This window comes from Nocardia sp. NPDC058518, assembly GCF_042719655.1.
Taxonomy (GTDB): Bacteria; Actinomycetota; Actinomycetes; order Mycobacteriales; family Mycobacteriaceae; genus Nocardia.
In genome coordinates, this window is record NZ_JBHXNJ010000020.1 from 1 (window position 1) to 15,484 (window position 15,484).

General features: G+C 65.5%; 17 protein-coding genes. 12 read left to right on the plus strand and 5 right to left on the minus strand.

The features are described 5' to 3' along the window. The first annotated feature begins 856 nt into the window (after nucleotides 1-856). The 4 genes from ACFWPX_RS28310 to ACFWPX_RS28325 all read left to right on the plus strand — a co-directional run bounded on the left by ACFWPX_RS28310 (nucleotide 857) and on the right by ACFWPX_RS28325 (nucleotide 3,363). Nucleotides 857-1,420 (plus strand): hypothetical protein, encoded by a 564-nt coding sequence (locus tag ACFWPX_RS28310; RefSeq protein WP_378930536.1) that lies wholly within the window; start codon nucleotides 857-859, stop codon nucleotides 1,418-1,420. 35 nt (nucleotides 1,421-1,455) lie between these two features. Continuing rightward, a complete protein-coding gene (locus tag ACFWPX_RS28315; protein WP_378930538.1) occupies nucleotides 1,456-1,821 on the plus strand; it encodes a hypothetical protein in 366 nt (121 codons plus the stop codon). 73 nt (nucleotides 1,822-1,894) lie between these two features. After that, on the plus strand, nucleotides 1,895-2,368 hold the full coding sequence (locus ACFWPX_RS28320; RefSeq protein ID WP_378914706.1) for a hypothetical protein: 474 nt from the start codon (nucleotides 1,895-1,897) through the stop codon (nucleotides 2,366-2,368). Between the two features lie 29 nt (nucleotides 2,369-2,397). Further along, nucleotides 2,398-3,363 carry a hypothetical protein gene (locus ACFWPX_RS28325; protein ID WP_378930540.1) on the plus strand — a complete coding sequence of 322 codons (966 nt, stop codon included), beginning with the start codon at nucleotides 2,398-2,400 and terminating at the stop codon, nucleotides 3,361-3,363. Here the strand turns inward: ACFWPX_RS28325 and ACFWPX_RS28330 are convergent. Next, nucleotides 3,294-4,139, minus strand: a complete 846-nt coding sequence (locus ACFWPX_RS28330) for an SAM-dependent methyltransferase (protein ID WP_378914702.1) — start codon at nucleotides 4,137-4,139, stop codon at nucleotides 3,294-3,296. The two genes, ACFWPX_RS28325 and ACFWPX_RS28330, sit on opposite strands and share 70 nt — an antisense overlap. A gap of 104 nt (nucleotides 4,140-4,243) precedes the next feature. Here ACFWPX_RS28330 and ACFWPX_RS28335 point away from each other — a divergent pair, with 104 nt between their 5' ends. From ACFWPX_RS28335 to ACFWPX_RS28355, 5 genes are all read left to right on the plus strand, one after another. Then, complete coding sequence (locus tag ACFWPX_RS28335; RefSeq protein WP_378930542.1) at nucleotides 4,244-4,918, plus strand: MBL fold metallo-hydrolase; 675 nt, start codon at nucleotides 4,244-4,246, stop codon at nucleotides 4,916-4,918. A 355-nt stretch (nucleotides 4,919-5,273) separates the two neighbouring features. Beyond that, the gene (locus ACFWPX_RS28340; protein ID WP_378930544.1) at nucleotides 5,274-6,452 is read left to right on the plus strand and encodes a ThiF family adenylyltransferase; all 1,179 of its coding nucleotides are present in this window, start codon (nucleotides 5,274-5,276) and stop codon (nucleotides 6,450-6,452) included. After that, nucleotides 6,449-7,081 carry a GNAT family N-acetyltransferase gene (locus tag ACFWPX_RS28345; RefSeq protein WP_378930546.1) on the plus strand — a complete coding sequence of 211 codons (633 nt, stop codon included), beginning with the start codon at nucleotides 6,449-6,451 and terminating at the stop codon, nucleotides 7,079-7,081. The genes ACFWPX_RS28340 and ACFWPX_RS28345 overlap by 4 nt, the downstream gene beginning before the upstream one ends. 171 nt (nucleotides 7,082-7,252) lie before the next feature. Further along, entirely contained in the window at nucleotides 7,253-8,227 is a 975-nt protein-coding gene (locus tag ACFWPX_RS28350) for a helix-turn-helix transcriptional regulator (protein ID WP_378930548.1), read from the plus strand. 200 nt (nucleotides 8,228-8,427) lie between these two features. Continuing rightward, nucleotides 8,428-8,643 carry a multiprotein-bridging factor 1 family protein gene (locus tag ACFWPX_RS28355; protein WP_378914692.1) on the plus strand — a complete coding sequence of 72 codons (216 nt, stop codon included), beginning with the start codon at nucleotides 8,428-8,430 and terminating at the stop codon, nucleotides 8,641-8,643. Between the two features lie 112 nt (nucleotides 8,644-8,755). Here the strand turns inward: ACFWPX_RS28355 and ACFWPX_RS28360 are convergent, their stop codons facing one another. Further along, a complete protein-coding gene (locus ACFWPX_RS28360; RefSeq protein ID WP_378930550.1) occupies nucleotides 8,756-10,099 on the minus strand; it encodes a cutinase family protein in 1,344 nt (447 codons plus the stop codon). Nucleotides 10,100-10,345: 246 nt separating this feature from the next. Next, the gene (locus tag ACFWPX_RS28365; protein WP_378930552.1) at nucleotides 10,346-10,876 is read right to left on the minus strand and encodes a hypothetical protein; all 531 of its coding nucleotides are present in this window, start codon (nucleotides 10,874-10,876) and stop codon (nucleotides 10,346-10,348) included. 200 nt (nucleotides 10,877-11,076) lie between these two features. Here ACFWPX_RS28365 and ACFWPX_RS28370 point away from each other — a divergent pair, with 200 nt between their 5' ends. Further along, nucleotides 11,077-12,027 carry an LLM class F420-dependent oxidoreductase gene (locus tag ACFWPX_RS28370; protein WP_378930554.1) on the plus strand — a complete coding sequence of 317 codons (951 nt, stop codon included), beginning with the start codon at nucleotides 11,077-11,079 and terminating at the stop codon, nucleotides 12,025-12,027. A 114-nt stretch (nucleotides 12,028-12,141) separates the two neighbouring features. After that, nucleotides 12,142-12,951, plus strand: a complete 810-nt coding sequence (locus ACFWPX_RS28375) for an SDR family NAD(P)-dependent oxidoreductase (RefSeq protein WP_378930556.1) — start codon at nucleotides 12,142-12,144, stop codon at nucleotides 12,949-12,951. 75 nt (nucleotides 12,952-13,026) lie between these two features. On the opposite strand, the gene ACFWPX_RS28380 is transcribed toward ACFWPX_RS28375, so the two are convergent. Further along, nucleotides 13,027-13,671, minus strand: a complete 645-nt coding sequence (locus tag ACFWPX_RS28380) for a hypothetical protein (RefSeq protein ID WP_378930558.1) — start codon at nucleotides 13,669-13,671, stop codon at nucleotides 13,027-13,029. A 272-nt stretch (nucleotides 13,672-13,943) separates the two neighbouring features. Here ACFWPX_RS28380 and ACFWPX_RS28385 point away from each other — a divergent pair, with 272 nt between their 5' ends. Further along, a complete protein-coding gene (locus ACFWPX_RS28385) occupies nucleotides 13,944-14,552 on the plus strand; it encodes a hypothetical protein (protein ID WP_378930560.1) in 609 nt (202 codons plus the stop codon). Here the strand turns inward: ACFWPX_RS28385 and ACFWPX_RS28390 are convergent. Then, complete coding sequence (locus tag ACFWPX_RS28390; RefSeq protein ID WP_378930562.1) at nucleotides 14,543-15,463, minus strand: alpha/beta fold hydrolase; 921 nt, start codon at nucleotides 15,461-15,463, stop codon at nucleotides 14,543-14,545. The genes ACFWPX_RS28385 and ACFWPX_RS28390 overlap by 10 nt on opposite strands. Between the last annotated feature and the right edge of the window lie 21 nt (nucleotides 15,464-15,484).

Sequence of the window (15,484 nt, forward strand, 5' to 3'; positions counted from 1 at the left end):
AAGGGCGAGGGCAAGTAGCGGACGATGGCGTCCAGGAGTGGGGCGATGTCGTCGCGTGGGGGGGGGGTGGGGCCCCCGGTGGGGCCGATGTAGCCGGTTGGGGGGGGGGGGCGGTTTGGGGTGTGGGGGCCCGCCGCGGTCCGTTCCTTCCGGTCAGAAACGTTCGAGGTGTAGAGCTCGGTCCCGGACGAATCGAAAACGGAGGCGTGCTCGGGATCTGTGAACTCGACGAGGTATTTCCTCGATCGGGACTCTGCGTCACGCCGCCTCAGGTGAAATGAATGGGCTGCGTAGCCGCCCCGGTCGTCATTGACCGGAGCGGCTACGCGCGCGATCGACACGATGCACTGTGCCGATCGCGGGCAAGTAATGGCGCCCCCTCCACGCCACTACACAGATTGGATCTCGTCGTCATGAGCTGTCCGGATATCCCTGGCCTGCGTGGTTCCTGACGGGCTCACCGACGATCGGTCTCGACAGTCGACCGCGTCTCAGTCCGCGGTAGGCGGCATTGTGGCATCCATATGCCATGGAAGACTCACCGGAATATCATGAGTGTTCAGTAGTGTCGAGATTGTCACCGTGTGAGCATAGCCGACGGCTGTGTGAGTCGTCCATGGAGTCGTCGGCGCCCGAGGGCATGCAGGAAGGTGGTTCGGTGAGTGTGGGTTGGCATAAGGTTCCGACTGTGGTGACTCGAGATCGGCAGGGGCGCTTCGGCGAGATCGTCGCCGAGCGACGCAGCGAGCTCGGGCTGTCTCGCAAGGAGGTCCACGCTGCGGGCGGGCCCTCTGTCGCGACCCTGGCTCGTGTCGAACACCCGGGAGATGACACGGCTCCACCGAGCCCTAGGACCTTGAAGCTGCTCGATGCGGGGCTCGGGTGGGTGCAGGGCAGTGCCAGGGCGACACTGCACGGTGGTGATCCAGCAGCGGTGGGTGAATCCATGCCGACCGGTGCTACGAGCTCTCGTGGTCCCACTGGCTTCGAGAGTGATCCGCTGGGCTTTCGTCTGGTCGAGGTCGATATCGACGTCGTGGACAGCCTTGTCGCCGCTGCCGACGTGTGCTTTCAATTGTGTGACCGCTCGGATCTTCCCGCGCCCGCTCAACATGCCGCGCGGGCGGTGAAGGAGCAGCTGGGCGTTGCGGTCGGCAGGCTCGCCGCCGCCCAGGCAACTGAGGTGCTCGAGCGGGCGGGCGGACCCGGTAGAGAACTCCCGAGGGGTATTGAAAGGCTTATCGGCGCACTGCTCGCGGCGCCGCCGACCGCCACGGGGGGCGAACGCGAAGACCAACAGTATCGGCGTTGGCTCGCAGCCAAAGCTGTCGATCTCGACTCCGCTCGAGTGGAGAGGTTCACCAGGCGATGGCGGTCTAAGCTGGAGCGGATACGCCTGACCGAGGGAGAAGGTCGTTGAACGAGCACAGCCGAGTCGTACCGTTGGAGAAGCGGGTGAACGCACTGTTCGCTACGGTCATCGATGGAGACGGCATCGAAGTGTCTGCATCGGCTGTGGCGCAAGCGCTGTCGGAGGTTCTGGGACGCGCGGTGCCGACGAAGGACATCGAAGTGCTGCGCCTGCCCGGCGCTCAACAGCCGGCCGATGACATGCTCGCTGAGCTGGCCCGGTACTTCGATATGCCAAGTGGTTTTCTGTCGAGCGACCCCGACCGATATTACGCTCCCTACCATCAGCTCGGGCTGTTGATCATGCAGCGCGACAAGCGGATTCCCTTCCTTACTCTTCGTGCCGGTTCGGATCAGCTGGGCGACGACGCTGTACAAGAGTTGACGAATTACCTTGGCTCCCTCGACTAGCGGTGCCGTCGACCAGGATCGTGTTGTCGCGGAACGCGCTCTCGGAGAACTGACGTTGCGGCGACCTTGGTCGATGCATCGGTTCGTGGAGGAATTGAGCCTGCAGCGAGCCCGGCCGATCGAAATCGTCGAGGGGCTCGGTGAATACGAGGCTGTCGACTTCTCCGGCATCTGGATCCCACTGCCAGAGAAGGACCTCATCCGTCATCGGTCCGAGGTGACCGCGATCGAGCGGGACGGGATCATCGCTCATGAGCTCGGGCACATCGTCCTCGGTCACGATGTCTCCGACGATCAGCGGCTCCAGTACTACTCTCGTACCACGCCGTCTATCCCGGCGACTGTCATTCAACGGCTGATCGACCAGCAAGCCTGCCTGCGTAGCAATTTCGACGCTCCTGTCGAACGGCAAGCAGAATGGTTCGCAACGCTGCTGATGCAGGCGGCCGATGAACTCAGCCGCCCACTGCTACCGGATCGGGAACTCAGTCCCCGCCAGCGCCGAATGCTCGAACGCGCGGCTGTGGTGTTCGGGTGGTCGATGTGAACATCGCCGTCACCGCAATCATTCCCGTTATGTTGCTCGTGCTTGCACTGCACCGCATCAGATCCGACTCCCACGGCGGTCAGCGCTCGGGCGCCGGGACCGGACTCGCGAATCCACTGACTCAGCTCCTGCTCGCCCTCGGTCTGGCGAAGGCCTGCCGCATCCGCCACATCACCGACAACGTGATCAACCCGATCCTGCAGGATTGGACCGGCGTTGCGAACGTGATGTCCTTGGCGGGCATGACCTTCGGTGCGCTGGCCGCGATTCCTCTGCTGACGTTGGTCTCTTACATCACCGGCCGTGACCTGCCGATCGGAGCGCAGGCCGCCAGTGCCGTCGCGATCGTCGTCGCTATGGTGGTCACCTTCCTGTCGACCCCGATGGCCGACACACCGACCGAGTACATGAGCAACGATTTCCCGGTCACAGGCCCGGTGGTGATGTATTGGATCGCGTATCTCGGGCCGCTGGCCAGCGCGGTCGTCGTCAGTGCTGTGTATGCGGTGCGTGAGCTGACCTGGGTGCGACGCGGGCCGTTCGCGGCAGCCCTGGGATTCATCGTCGTCGCCTGCACTCTCGGTCTGACCTACTGTGTGTTCAAGATCCTGAATCTCGTTCTTCAGCAGCGACATTCGGATGGCTTCTGGTACCGCAACGCCGAGTTCATCTCCATCGCACTCGGGCTCGCCGCCATCACCGCCGCCGGTTCGGCCGCGGGAATTTACGCGGCCTACCTGCTCAAAGACCGGCTCCGCCGATATCGGCTGCTGCGCCACAACGGCGACATCTGGGTGCGAGCCCGCACCATGAACCCCGATGTCGTGCTCGACCCCGGTTTGGCGTTCGGTACCACCCGGCGAGCCTGTTGGGCGGCGGCACGATCGCCAGAGGCCGCCTACCGACTACAGATCGAGTTGGCCGATCACGCGCACTCCGAGCGACGCGCGGCCGCCACCAGCCACGCGATCTCGCGACCCGGGGTCTCCTCGTAGGGCAGGTCGCGGCCGAGAGTCGCACCGTGCGCCTTGATTGTCGTCGCGGTGACGTCCCAACCCCACTCCGCCAGCCACGCTTTCGGATCGGCAACCCAGGATTGGAATCCATACCCTGCCGAACTGGTGCGCCGGGTCATCTCCCTGGTTTGTGCTTCGGTGAGCGACCCTGCACCGAAATGTCCGCACAACAACCGGCTTCCGGCCGCCGATACCTCGGAGACAGCGTCGAGGATCCGGTCGTTGGTCGAGGAGTCGAAATAGATCAGAATGCCCTCGGCGACCCATACAGTCGGCTGCGCAGGATCGAATCCCGCATCGATCAGCCGGGTCGGCCAGTCGCCTGCAGTGAGATCAGCTGCCACGTCTATGTATTCGCAGCGCGGCTCCGCACGGTTCGCGGCCAACACCGAACGTTTGAATGCCAGCACGTTCGGCAGGTCGATCTCGAAAAACCGAGTCTGTGCCGGAACGTCGAGTCGGACAGCGCGCGCATCGAGTCCGGCCCCGAGCAGTACCACCTGCCGACATCCCGCGGACGCCGCATCGACTACCCCGGCGTCGAGCCAGTGCGTGCGTACCGCAACGGACAAGTAGACCCGGTTCGAGGTCACTTCAGAGAGGCCGATGCCACTCACCGGCAGCCCGGAAGCATCCACGAACAACGAGGCGAACTCATCACAGAACAGTGCGTCGTCTCGGCTGCTCTCCAGCGCCCGGAAGTGCGCTACGGCGACCGCGGTCGCACTGATGTCCGTTTCCGTGAACGACGCCATTCGAGCAACATCCTCCGAAGTCGAGCACAATGAAGACTTTCTCAACCTACAGGACCGGCCTCTGGTGGCGGCGTTCGTGGACTGTCCCCCGCTACCATCGGGCCGTGATCACGATAGATACCCCCTATACCGGCGACGTCTCGCCGGGGTCGAATCCGCAGCAACGCAACGTCCCTGGTGCCCGAATCGTCAAAATGTCGGTGGGCGGAGGCGACAACAACGTCTACCTCGTGCAGGACTCCGCAACCGGTGCGGCGCTGCTCGTCGACGCCGCCAATGAGGCGAGTCGGCTTGTCGAGCTCATCGAGCAGGAAGCTCCGGGACAGGTGCAGCTCATCGTCACCACACACCAGCACATCGATCATTGGTGGGCATTGCCTGAGGTGGCCGGGCTCGGAATCCCCACTGCGGCACATGAACTCGACGCAGGACCCCTGCCTGTTACTCCGGATCGGCTGCTCGCGGACAACGACACGATCGTCATCGGTGACCTGAAACTCACCGTGATTCACCTACGTGGCCACACGCCGGGCTCGATCACGATCGCGCTGACCGACGGTGCGGGCCGGACACATCTGTTCACCGGCGACAGCCTGTTTCCCGGTGGTATCGGTAAGACCGGCACGCCCGAGGACTTCGACTCGCTCTACAGCGATGTCACGACAAAGTTGTTCGACCGCTACACCGACGACACAGCGGTATATCCAGGTCACGGCGGCGACACTACCCTTGGCGTCGAACGTCCCCACCTGGGCGAATGGCGACAGCGAGGCTGGTGACACGGGCCACTTGCGAACAAGGTGCGAACCTGGCCGGCGGTGCCGGAGTTGTCCGACTCGACCTTGTCGTGCAGTCGAACTGTTCTGTACCACGCCGGTGGAAGTACGTCCTCAGGTGCGCTGGAATCGATGCTTGCGGAATTATTGCGATACTGAGGAAAGGTGATGGAGCGGGTCGCCTTTCGCGCCGAATCGATTGGTCATAGTCCCAGTTTGGCTCAGGTATTGCCGCGCCATGCCGGTGGACCGAAGGTCGGTTTGCTGGGGGTGTGCTGTATGTATCCTTTGCGCGTCCTGGTCGACAGGGACGAGCGGGTGTCCGTTCGCCTCATGAGTGTCGGAGGTTTGTGCACACATGGTTCTGCATCGCTCGGTTCCGCGTCCGACGATACTCACGCCCGGCGCTGCGACATCGCATTTCCGTCCAGTGCTGCTCGATGCGTCGAGCCCGGAAGGACTGCGTGAACTGGAAGCGCTCGCAGAGTCGAGTTCTGTGAGTGCGGTGCACGACACGATCGAAGATCAGCTCGACGAACTGATCCGCTGCGAGGACCCTGCTGTCGCGCATTCGACGGACTCGCTGGCAGCGTCCCGTCGCCGGATCTGTGGCGGGACTCCGTTGTGGCGGTGGGGAACATGGGTGTTCTATCCGTGGAACGGCCGGTTGGTGCATGTGCTGGCGCGCGAGGGTTTCCAGCGGGTGCGGACCGATCGGAATCGCAACAAGATCGACCGGGTGCAGCAGCGAGACCTGCGCGATCGGCGGATCGGTGTGATCGGGCTGTCGGTGGGCAACAGCGCGGCTGTGACGCTGGCGATGGAAGGGGTCGGCGGATCGTTCCGATTGGCCGACTTCGACACCGTCGGGCTGTCGAATCTGAACCGGTTGCGGGCAGGGGTGGGTGATCTCGGGGTTTCCAAGGCTGTGCTTGCGGCGCGTCAGATGTTCGAGATCGACCCCTATCTCGACATCGAGGTGTTCATGGACGGGTTGACCGAGGAGTCGATCGGGCCGTTCTTCGATGGCGTGGGCGGCACCCGGCCGCTGGATCTGTTGGTGGAGGAATGCGACACGGTGTGGGCGAAAGTCGCTGCCCGTGAGTGCGCGCGGCGCCGGGGGATCCCGGTACTGATGGACGCCAACGATCGCGGCTTGCTGGATGTGGAGCGTTTCGATCACGAACCCCATCGCCCGCTGTTCCACGGCCGCGGCGGCGGGTCGACCTCGTCCGATGTCGCGAGGATGAACCGGGGGGAGCTGCTGTCGTTTCTGTTGGCAGTGGTCGATGAGCCGCGGCTGAGTCCGGCGATGCGCGACGCTGTCGGTGAGGTCGGCCGGAGCCTGTCCAGCTGGCCTCAACTCGCGTCCGGGGTGATGCTCGGCGGCGCCTTGGTGGCGGACACGGCTCGCCGGATCCTGCTCGGTGAGCTGATCCCGTCGGGGCGAACCTATGTCGACCTCGACGAGCTCATACCCGCGATAGATCCACGGGTTGCTCCGGCATTCGCGCGGGCGATGGAAGAAGTCCGTTGACGATCGACGTGTGCAATGTGGAACTGGTCGGCACGCGGCTGCGGTTGCGGGATCTCCGCGCCGGTGATCTGGGCGTCTATCAGCGGATTTTCACCGACCCGCACCTGACCCGATATATGGGCACCGACAGCATGGGCGTCCGGGCAGCCGCGGCGTCGTTCGACGCCGCCCTGCGGTCCCGCGGCGAGAGTCCGCGGCGCAAGTACACGCTGGCGATCACGGCGCCGGGTGCGGACACCATGGTCGGCACCATCGGTCTGCTGGTAGAGGATTTCGGCAGCAGCGCGATGATCGGCGGTCTGGTCGTGGTTCCGGAAGGGGCGCTGCGTGCGGGTGGAATCGAGGCGGGGCGGCTCATGGCGGCATTCGCCTTCGGGCCGCTCGGGATTCACCGGGTATGGGCGGGGCACCGCCACGATCATCCGGTGATGGACACGGTGATGTCGGGAGTGGGCTTGACGCCGGAGGCGCGGCTGCGGCAGCTGTACCGAACCCAGGGTCGGTGGCGCGACGTGTGCACCTATGCGGCTCTGCGGCCGGAGTGGGCTGCGACGGCGACACCTGCCGAACGTCGAATCCTGGCGTTACGGCCTACCGCGGCAAGGGAACACGCCACCGCAGGTCGGTGAAGTCGGTGCGGCAACCCTGCCGAATCCGGCTCCGGGCGCGCCGCGGCGCGATAGCATCGCCGACTACAGGCCATGCAATCACCTTTGCCCGAATTGCCACCACCCGAAACGCGCAACGGCCGGCGACGGGAGGGACTCCACCGCCGGCGAGATCCGAAGTGGAGATCACCGATGGCAGTGCTGATCGACTCCGACTACTTCACGCCGGCGGACCGCCGGGAGGCGGTCACCGCAATCCTGCAGGAAGCCGATATCGGGGCGAACCTGCAGATGTGGGATTCACCGGCCGAAGTGGTCAGCCGGCACCAGGCCTGGATGCTGGGTCCGATCGCGCTCACTCGCTCGGAGGTATCGGGTCACCAGGTCTGCCGAACACGTCGGCACGAGCGAATCACGCCCAGCGACACCCTGACGGTGACCGTTCAGAACGGGCAGGTGCGCAGGCACGAACAATTCGGTGCGCAAACGCTGATCGAGCCCGGCGCCTGCGAAGTGATCGACCTGGCCACCACGTTCGCCTCCGGCTGGCACGGTCTCGGGGGAACGCTGTGCCTGCAGCTGTCAAGGGAGCGCCTCGGCATTTCCGCGGAAACGGTCGTCGCTGCTCACGGGCGGCTGGCGGCATCGCCGCTGTACCCGATGGTCACGGCGCAGATCCAGCATCTCGTCGCGATCGCCGACCAGCTCGAAGCCGATCCGGCCGCCGCCGCTGTGGGTGAGTCGTGCCTGGAAATGGTTCGGGCGCTACTGATCTCGGCGGCAGGCCGCGGTCCGGGTGACGGCGCCGCCATCCCGGAGCAACTGCTGATCGAGCAGATCCTCGGGTATGTGCGCACACACCTGTCCGATTCGACCTTGAAGATGCCCGATATCGCCGCCGCGAACAACATCTCCGTTCGGCACCTGTACAAGGTATGCGCACAGTCGGGAATCAGCCTCGAGCAGTGGATCATCGAACAACGCCTGGTCCGGGCCCGCGACATGCTGATCGACAGAGGCTACGCGCACCGGTCCGTCGCTGCTGTGGCCGGTGCTGTGGGTTTCCGCGACGCCGCCCACTTCACCCGGCGATTCCGCGAAGCATTCGGCATGACGCCACGTGACTGGCGCCGCGGCGCCACCGATGCGGACAACCCACCGAAGTAGTCGGGAATTCCGCGCCCGGCGGCGCGGAAGTTTGTGCGTGCACAGTCAGTTGCCGTGCAGTCACAGCCTCCTTCGAAGGCCGATTCACCGATATCTTTCGAATGTGGCTGTGCGAGACCGCATCAGGGGTACGAGTGTTCGCCGACGGGCACCCGCGCCGATGCAGTCCGTGCCGATGGCATCTAGAGAGAGGGGAGACCATGTCCACGAGGATCGGCAAAGCTATTCGAGCGGCGAGGATGGCCTCCGGATTCACCCAGGCGGAATTGGCCGACTGGATCGGAATCGCGGACGGAAACCAGATCAGCCGTTGGGAACGCGATGTGGTGACACCCAGTGCCGACAGTGTCGGCGAGTTGTCGAGAGTTCTAGGGGTGCGTCTCGACAACTCGGTCGGAGACGCAGTGGCGTGCTGATCTGAATGCCGTTGCGTCGGCTCGACCCAGATCGAGTCGACGCAACGGCGAGTGTTCGCCGAGCCCTGACCCGGCTTCCAAGGCTACGAAACGACCTGGGAGCTCAGGTAGCTCAGGAGGATATCGACGTCGTCGCCGTAGTCGATGTGGGCGTTGGAGGCGTAGAAGTTGGCGATGTCCACGCCTTGGCGGGCCAGTTGGACGAGCTCATCGACGGTGGCGGGTCGGTGATGCTGAGCAGGGTTCGGGTGGTTGCGTGGAGGTCGGCTCGGATGCCGGCGGCGACGGGGCCGAGCACGGAGCCGGTGAGGTCGGCGCCGGTGGCGGCGAAGATCGCCAGGTCGGCGGCGGCGGCGACGGGGTCGTTGCGATCGAGGGATTCGACTGCACGCCAGAGGATCTCCTGAATTCGGCCGACCCTGTCGGCGATGCTCAGAAAATCGATGTGCAGGAGGGCGTCGGCGATGACGCTGACGCCTGCGGTCCGGCCAGAGGGATCGACGGCGGCCGCTGCGCGGATGACCTGGGCGACCAGGACTCGGTCTACACCGGCGGCGGCTTGGACCAACGGGGAAAGGGCAACGTTGAGGGCACGCGCAGCGTGGTGCGCACCGCGAATGTCACCCGCCGCGATGAACTCCGGGAGGCTGGTGAGATTGTCGAGAATGGTAGGCAGGTTCGCCGCGGTGGCGGTCCAGCCGGCGCCCATGGTGACGGCTTGAGCGATCAGGCTGCTGGGATCGACCGTGGCGGGGATGACGTTCGCGATCGATTCGGCATCACCGCTCAGCACCCTGCCCAACACGGCGAGGAGCGGGGAGGCGGCGGCATCGAGGGAGCAGTACAGGTCGCCGTCAGCACACAGGGTGCGAACCCGCTCGGTCAACGCACCGAAATCCCGGCTTCGTGTTCCGGCTATGCCGTGGCCGGGCTGCGTATTTCCCAGGGAGAGTGTGGTATTCGGATCGCGATGCGGATCGGACAGTAGTCCGACACCGACCACTCGATCGGCACCGATGGGACCGTCACCATTGCCGATCTCGGTGGCGAGATCGCCGATGCCGTCCGCGCCCTGGCTGTAGCCGGCGAGGATGACCCGCGTCGAACTGCACAGGCCACGCATCATTCGGTGCAAGCGGGATTCCAGGGTGCTCAAAGACTCCGCATAGCTCAGACCCAGGTCGAAAGCGCTTGCGGCATAGGGGACGTAGAGCACCGTGATGTCACGGCCGAATTGCCGTTCCAGGCCATCGCCGACGGGCCGGAGCATCCCGACGGGAACCCCGGGATCGGCTCCTGGCGTGGTCTCCCAGGTCCCCGGCGCGAAAATTGCCGTGTACGGGGTGCATGGCTGCGCGCCGGGCGTTTCCGCCCGCGCGACGCCGACCGCCGCAGTCCCGACCGCGACGACGGCGGCGACCAACGTCGCCGCGGCGGATCTCGACAACCTGTGCATCGTCCAATTCCTCTGTTGCCGAAGGAGATTCGTGACGGTGCGCAGGTGCTGAAATCGTGCCGAACCGTCGGGGCCAATTCTCGCCACTCGCCGTCGGTTTCGTCGGCATTTTCAGACACATTTTCATTTCAGATTTGGTGCCGGGGGACATCGGGCGGGCACGGTGTCGCGGTCGAGCCCGGCTGTCATCCCGAATGTGCCTGGCCCAGCCGCCGATCCCTGCGTGACCGGCCTCATCGGTCGGGCTCAGTTCTGAGGATCCGCCCGGCACTCGGTCACGGACCGTGCGGTCGGGGCAGTGCCGTCGCCCTGATCGAAACGCCACTGCGTGATCGGACCCACTGGACGCCAGCGCAAGCTGTCGCCGACCGGCACGGCTTCGTAGACGGATTCACGACCGCTGACGAGCTGCTCGCCCACGCAGTAGTCGTTGTAGCTGGTGCCCGGCTGAACGGCCCCCGCGCTGAAGCTGCCGGTGGGATCGCCTGCGGCGCCTGGATTGGCGACCGTGCTCGTCCGATGTGCCGACGCCTCGCGATCCCAGCGCGCGTCTCCGGTCAGCGATCGGCCGCAGGTGAAGGTCCAGCCACCGGCGCCGAGGGTGGCTCCCTGCGAGTACGGGGTGCCGGCCCACATGCAGCTGTCCGCGGTGTCCGCGGATGCGATTGCCGCCGGGAGTCCGAGTAGGCCCGTTACCGTGACGGCCGCTGCCAGTGCGGCGATACCGGCACGCCGTCGAACGGTTCCTGAAATGTTCTGATTACCAACGGTTTCCATCCTGCAATGGTCTCGTCGGAGGAGGGCCGGGCACATCAGGTCCCGACCCGGAGCTTCGCCTCAGGGATTCCCCTCGGTGTCCTACGTGGCCTGGATGCGGTCGCACGCGGATTTCCGGGCCATTGCCGTGTGACGCCCGGTTGATTGCCATGGACTATCGCTCCCTGTCGACGCGGGAAACGACCGTAGCGTCGTAGAGCATGAGCATTCGTCTCGGATACCAGATGCCCTACTTCGGCTACGCGGCCTCGCCGCGCGAATTGTTCCCGCGGGTCATCGCGCAGGCGCAGGAGGCGGAGGCGGCCGGATTCGATGCCGTGCTCTTCATGGACCACTTCTATCAGGTCTATGGGCAGCCGGACGACTGGATGCTGGAGGCCTACACCGCCCTGGCCGGGCTGGCCACCGTCACCGAGCGAATCCAGCTGGCCACCTTGATGACCTGCAACACGTACCGCAATCCGGCGCTGCTGGCCAAGATCGTCACGACGCTGGACGTGATCAGCGGCGGCCGCGCGGCCCTCGGCATCGGCGCGGGCTGGTTCGAGCAGGAGCACATCGGCTACGGCTTCGAATACGGCAGCTTCACCGAGCGGTTCCAGCGGCTCGACGAGGCCCTGCAGATCATCTCGCCGATGCTGCGCGGGCAGCGGCCGACCTTCCAGGGCAAGTGGTACCGCGCCGAGAACGCGATCAACGAGCCGCAGGTGCGCGACGACCTGCCGATCCTGCTCGGTGGCAGCGGTGAGAAAAAGACCTTCGGCCTGGCCGTGCGGTACGCCGACCATCTGAACCTCCTCTGCCACACCACCGAACTGCCGCAGAAATTGGCCACACTGCGGCAGCGCTGCGAGGAGGCCGGGCGCGACCCACAGACCCTGGAGACCAGCTTCCGCGCCGTCGTCGTCATCGACGAGGACGGCGACCGGGCGCGCAAGCTGGCGCAGGAGTTCATGCAGCGCGATGTCGTGGTGGTGATCTCGGCGGACAGTGTGTTCGCAGGCACCCCCGACGATGTGGCGGAGCAGATCCAGCGCCGCATCCTGGATCACGGGGTCGACGGCATCATCGTGAACATGGTCGCCAACGGTCACGAACCGGGCATCCTCGAACTGGCAGGCAAGGCCCTGAGCCCGCTCGTGCACGGCTGAGTCGCGCCTGTTCCGACATACCCACACCGCAAGTACAGCACCGACCTCCGTCAACTGAATCTGATCCGAGCTGTCGGACCGGCTGCCTCGGCCGGTCACCCTAGGCTGGGGCGCATGAGCCTTCCCTCTCCCGCCGCCGACCGCACCGCGATCGTCACCGGCGCGTCCTCCGGCATCGGCGCCGCCCTTGCCCGCGAGCTGGCCGGGCGCGGACACCAGGTCACGTTGGTCGCGCGCAGTGCCGACAAGCTGGCCGAACTGGCCGCCGAGATCACCGCGACCGGTGTGCGCGCCGATATTCTCGCCGCCGACCTCGGCGACCGCGAGGCCCGCGCCGCGCTGCTCGGTCGCGTCGAAGCGCTCGGTCTCGTGCCCTCGATCCTGGTGAACTGCGCCGGAATCTCGACTCTCGGCCCCGTGCACAAGGCCACCCCGGATGCCGAGATCGCGATGGTCGAACTCGATGTTGTCGCGGTCGTCGATCTGTGCACCCGCTTCCTGCCCGCGATGGTGGCCCGTGGCACGGGAGCGGTGCTCAATGTCGCCTCCACCGGCGCGTTTCAGCCGCTACCCGGCCAGGCTGGGTACGGCGCGAGCAAGGCGTTCGTGCTGTCCTACACCCAGAGCCTGTCCGGCGAACTGCGCGGCACCGGCGTCACCGCGACCGTGCTGTGCCCCGGACCGGTCGACACCGGTTTCGGCGAGCGGGCCGGCTTCACTTCCGAGGAGGCGCATGGCGCACTGCCGTCCGTGATGTGGGAATCGCCAGAGGTGGTGGCCCGCGTCGGCATCAACGGCCTGGCCAAGGGCGCCATGGTCGCTGTCCCGGGCCTGGCCAACCGCGCGGCCGCCGCGCTTGTGCCTTTCCTCCCGAAACGACTTCTGGTGCCCATCCTTTCGCGCCGGCACCCCGGTCTGCGCTGAGCCACTCGCCGGTTGACAGCATGCCGCCTGACGATCGAATGAGGGCTATCTCACATTCGATCGACACCGGTCTGCTCAGCGCGAGCTGACGCAGACCACGTAGCGGCGCTCGTCGTAGACGACACCACGGTCGCCCGCCGTGCAGATGTTGACGTCGGTGGTGTCGTGCCGGATCTCGAGCACGCGGAGCCGACCGGGCACGTCGGCAGCGCATTCCACGTGCTTGACCGCACCGCCGGCCAGATCGATGCAGCCGCCGACTGTCCAATCGATGTCCAAGCAGACGGTCTCGTCCACGCCGCCCGGAAGTGTCCGGGGTTGTGAGCGGTCGACGTCGCCCGGACAGCGGCCGCCGGCCGACGCCAATTCCGCCACCTTGTAGTGGGAATTGGCGCTACCACACGCGGCCTGCTGAATATCGGCCGAGCTCACGCCCAAATCCACGCAATCGCCGACGTTCAGATTCACGCGGGGAATCCGGGTGACGGACTTACTCAGTGTGGACGCGACTCCGCCGGATAGCTCGACAATAGTTCCCAGTGGCTGGGTCGCTGAAACCTCGCTCGGCGAAGTTTTTGCGGCAGAATCATTTTCAGGGGGTCCGGGCACCCGCGCGCCGAACCCGGTGACGACGGAAAGTGCGACGTAGAAGCTCCCGGCCAGGGCAAACACCGCCACAACCGATACCCCGGCCACGGCCAAGTTCGTTCGACGCGCCATTTGTGTTGTCCCCACTCATCCGCTGGACGTCCCGACCGACATCCCACTTGCCTGACAGTTCTTACACGGAGACACGCGATCGTGTCGAATTGTGAATCTGCATCTTTTTACAGCGAATACTTGGTCTAGCGCCCAATTCCGGCACGGATGACAATCCGGTGAAGAATGGTGCTAGTGTCTGCCCGATCTCACTGGCGGACACCAAGCTTCGTGCCCCGCATCGGCACGTTGGTCGGCCGCGCAGTCTTCGTCATGCGTAAAGGAAATCCCTGATGAAACTCGGTCACTTCCCTGCCACCGCGCTCCTGGTCGGCACCGCCGTCTGGATCACCGCGGGGGCTGCCGCCGCGCAGCCGGTCGCACCCACCCCCCAGCCCACCGCGTCCGGGGTCGACCAGTCGGTGCACTACGAGGCCGTTCTCACCGAATTCTCCCGAGTACTGACCACCACCGTCACCGGCGGCACCTTCACCACCACCGAGGACAACACCGCGGTCACCCTCACCTCCGATGCGGGCGCCGTCGTCACCCGCATCCCGCTCAGCTACCAGATCTCCGGCGCGACAATGCGAGTGGCGCAAACGATCTCCGACAACGGTCGCCACCTCGTCCTCACCCCGCAGGCGAGCGCCACCGAGATCGGCGAGATCCAGACCATCAGCCCGATGTCCCAGCTGACGAACGAGATCAACCGCAACGTGGTCGGCGTGGTCGCCGGTGGCATCCTCGGTGGCCTCATCGGCACCGTCCTCGGCTTCGGCTTCCTCAGCATCGTCACCGGCCCCGTCGGACTGGTCCTCGGCGCGATCGCCGGCGGCTACGCCATGGGCGGACAGCCCTTCCTCGACGCCGTCACCGCCGTCGTCAGCGGTCAGCCCTGACCCATTTCCCTTGCCGGATCGATGAACTCGCGGATCAGGTGCGCGAGACGTTCGGGCTGGTCCTCGGCGACCCACGTTCGCGAGTTCGGGATTTCCGCCAGTTGGCTGTTCGGGAAGTCCGCGGCGAGTTGTTCCGCGTGGCGGAAGGGGAAGACCTGGTCGTCGGGGGCCCAGGCGATGAGGACCGGCAGGTCGATCGTCGGGAACCGGGCGGCCGCGTCAAGGGTGTAGCGGTTGTCCACGGCGCGAAGGAGTTCGATCGAATCCCGCAGCACACCGGTGTCGTGAGTGACGCCGTGTAGGTAGTGGTCGAGCACCTCCGTATCGATCGGACTGTTGGTCAACGCCGCGAACCCGATCGAGGATCTGGCGCATCGGGTACGGACTGCCGGGATGCGCAGGGCGCGGCCCGCGAGGTGCTCTATACCGGGCACTCGGGAGATCCGGCACAGGTAGTCGAACTGTGGTGGCGGAAAATTCTCGTAGGCATCGCACGGTGTCAGGATCAGTCGGCCGAACCGATGGGGCCGGCGGGTGATAACCAGCTGCGAGAGCATTCCGCCGCCGTCGTTGCCGATCAAGGTCGCGTCGTGCAGGTCGAGTTGGTCGATGACGTCGGCGATGGTGTCGGCAATGCCGGTGGGTGTCAGGTCCGCGTCCGGCGTCATCGGCGTGTGGTGTCCGCCGAAGGGCCAGTCGGCGGTGATGCAGCGGTAGGAGTCGGCCAGTAGCGGGACGACCTTGCGCCACGCGGCGGCATTGACGAAGAGACCGTGGACGAACACGAGCGGCCGTCCGGCACCGCGCTCGTAGATCCGAACAGGTCCTTGCCTCAGGTGGATGGTTCGTGCATCGCCGAGTGCCGCAGTCGGATCAACCGATACCGCGTGCGGGATGTGTTCGAATCGCATATTCGGTCCGCTCTTTCCGTC

What these genes read in the sequence shown, in the direction of transcription:
- ACFWPX_RS28365 (WP_378930552.1), bottom strand. Translation starts at nt 10,876, where the DNA reads ATGGAAACCGTTGGTAATCAGAACATTTCAGGAACCGTTCGACGGCGT.
- ACFWPX_RS28360 (WP_378930550.1), bottom strand. Translation starts at nt 10,099, where the DNA reads ATGCACAGGTTGTCGAGATCCGCCGCGGCGACGTTGGTCGCCGCCGTC.
- ACFWPX_RS28340 (WP_378930544.1), top strand. Translation starts at nt 5,274, where the DNA reads ATGGTTCTGCATCGCTCGGTTCCGCGTCCGACGATACTCACGCCCGGC.
- ACFWPX_RS28390 (WP_378930562.1), bottom strand. Translation starts at nt 15,463, where the DNA reads ATGCGATTCGAACACATCCCGCACGCGGTATCGGTTGATCCGACTGCG.
- ACFWPX_RS28330 (WP_378914702.1), bottom strand. Translation starts at nt 4,139, where the DNA reads ATGGCGTCGTTCACGGAAACGGACATCAGTGCGACCGCGGTCGCCGTA.
- ACFWPX_RS28380 (WP_378930558.1), bottom strand. Translation starts at nt 13,671, where the DNA reads ATGGCGCGTCGAACGAACTTGGCCGTGGCCGGGGTATCGGTTGTGGCG.
- ACFWPX_RS28385 (WP_378930560.1), top strand. Translation starts at nt 13,944, where the DNA reads ATGAAACTCGGTCACTTCCCTGCCACCGCGCTCCTGGTCGGCACCGCC.
- ACFWPX_RS28325 (WP_378930540.1), top strand. Translation starts at nt 2,398, where the DNA reads ATGTTGCTCGTGCTTGCACTGCACCGCATCAGATCCGACTCCCACGGC.
- ACFWPX_RS28320 (WP_378914706.1), top strand. Translation starts at nt 1,895, where the DNA reads ATGCATCGGTTCGTGGAGGAATTGAGCCTGCAGCGAGCCCGGCCGATC.
- ACFWPX_RS28370 (WP_378930554.1), top strand. Translation starts at nt 11,077, where the DNA reads ATGAGCATTCGTCTCGGATACCAGATGCCCTACTTCGGCTACGCGGCC.
- ACFWPX_RS28355 (WP_378914692.1), top strand. Translation starts at nt 8,428, where the DNA reads ATGTCCACGAGGATCGGCAAAGCTATTCGAGCGGCGAGGATGGCCTCC.
- ACFWPX_RS28350 (WP_378930548.1), top strand. Translation starts at nt 7,253, where the DNA reads ATGGCAGTGCTGATCGACTCCGACTACTTCACGCCGGCGGACCGCCGG.
- ACFWPX_RS28375 (WP_378930556.1), top strand. Translation starts at nt 12,142, where the DNA reads ATGAGCCTTCCCTCTCCCGCCGCCGACCGCACCGCGATCGTCACCGGC.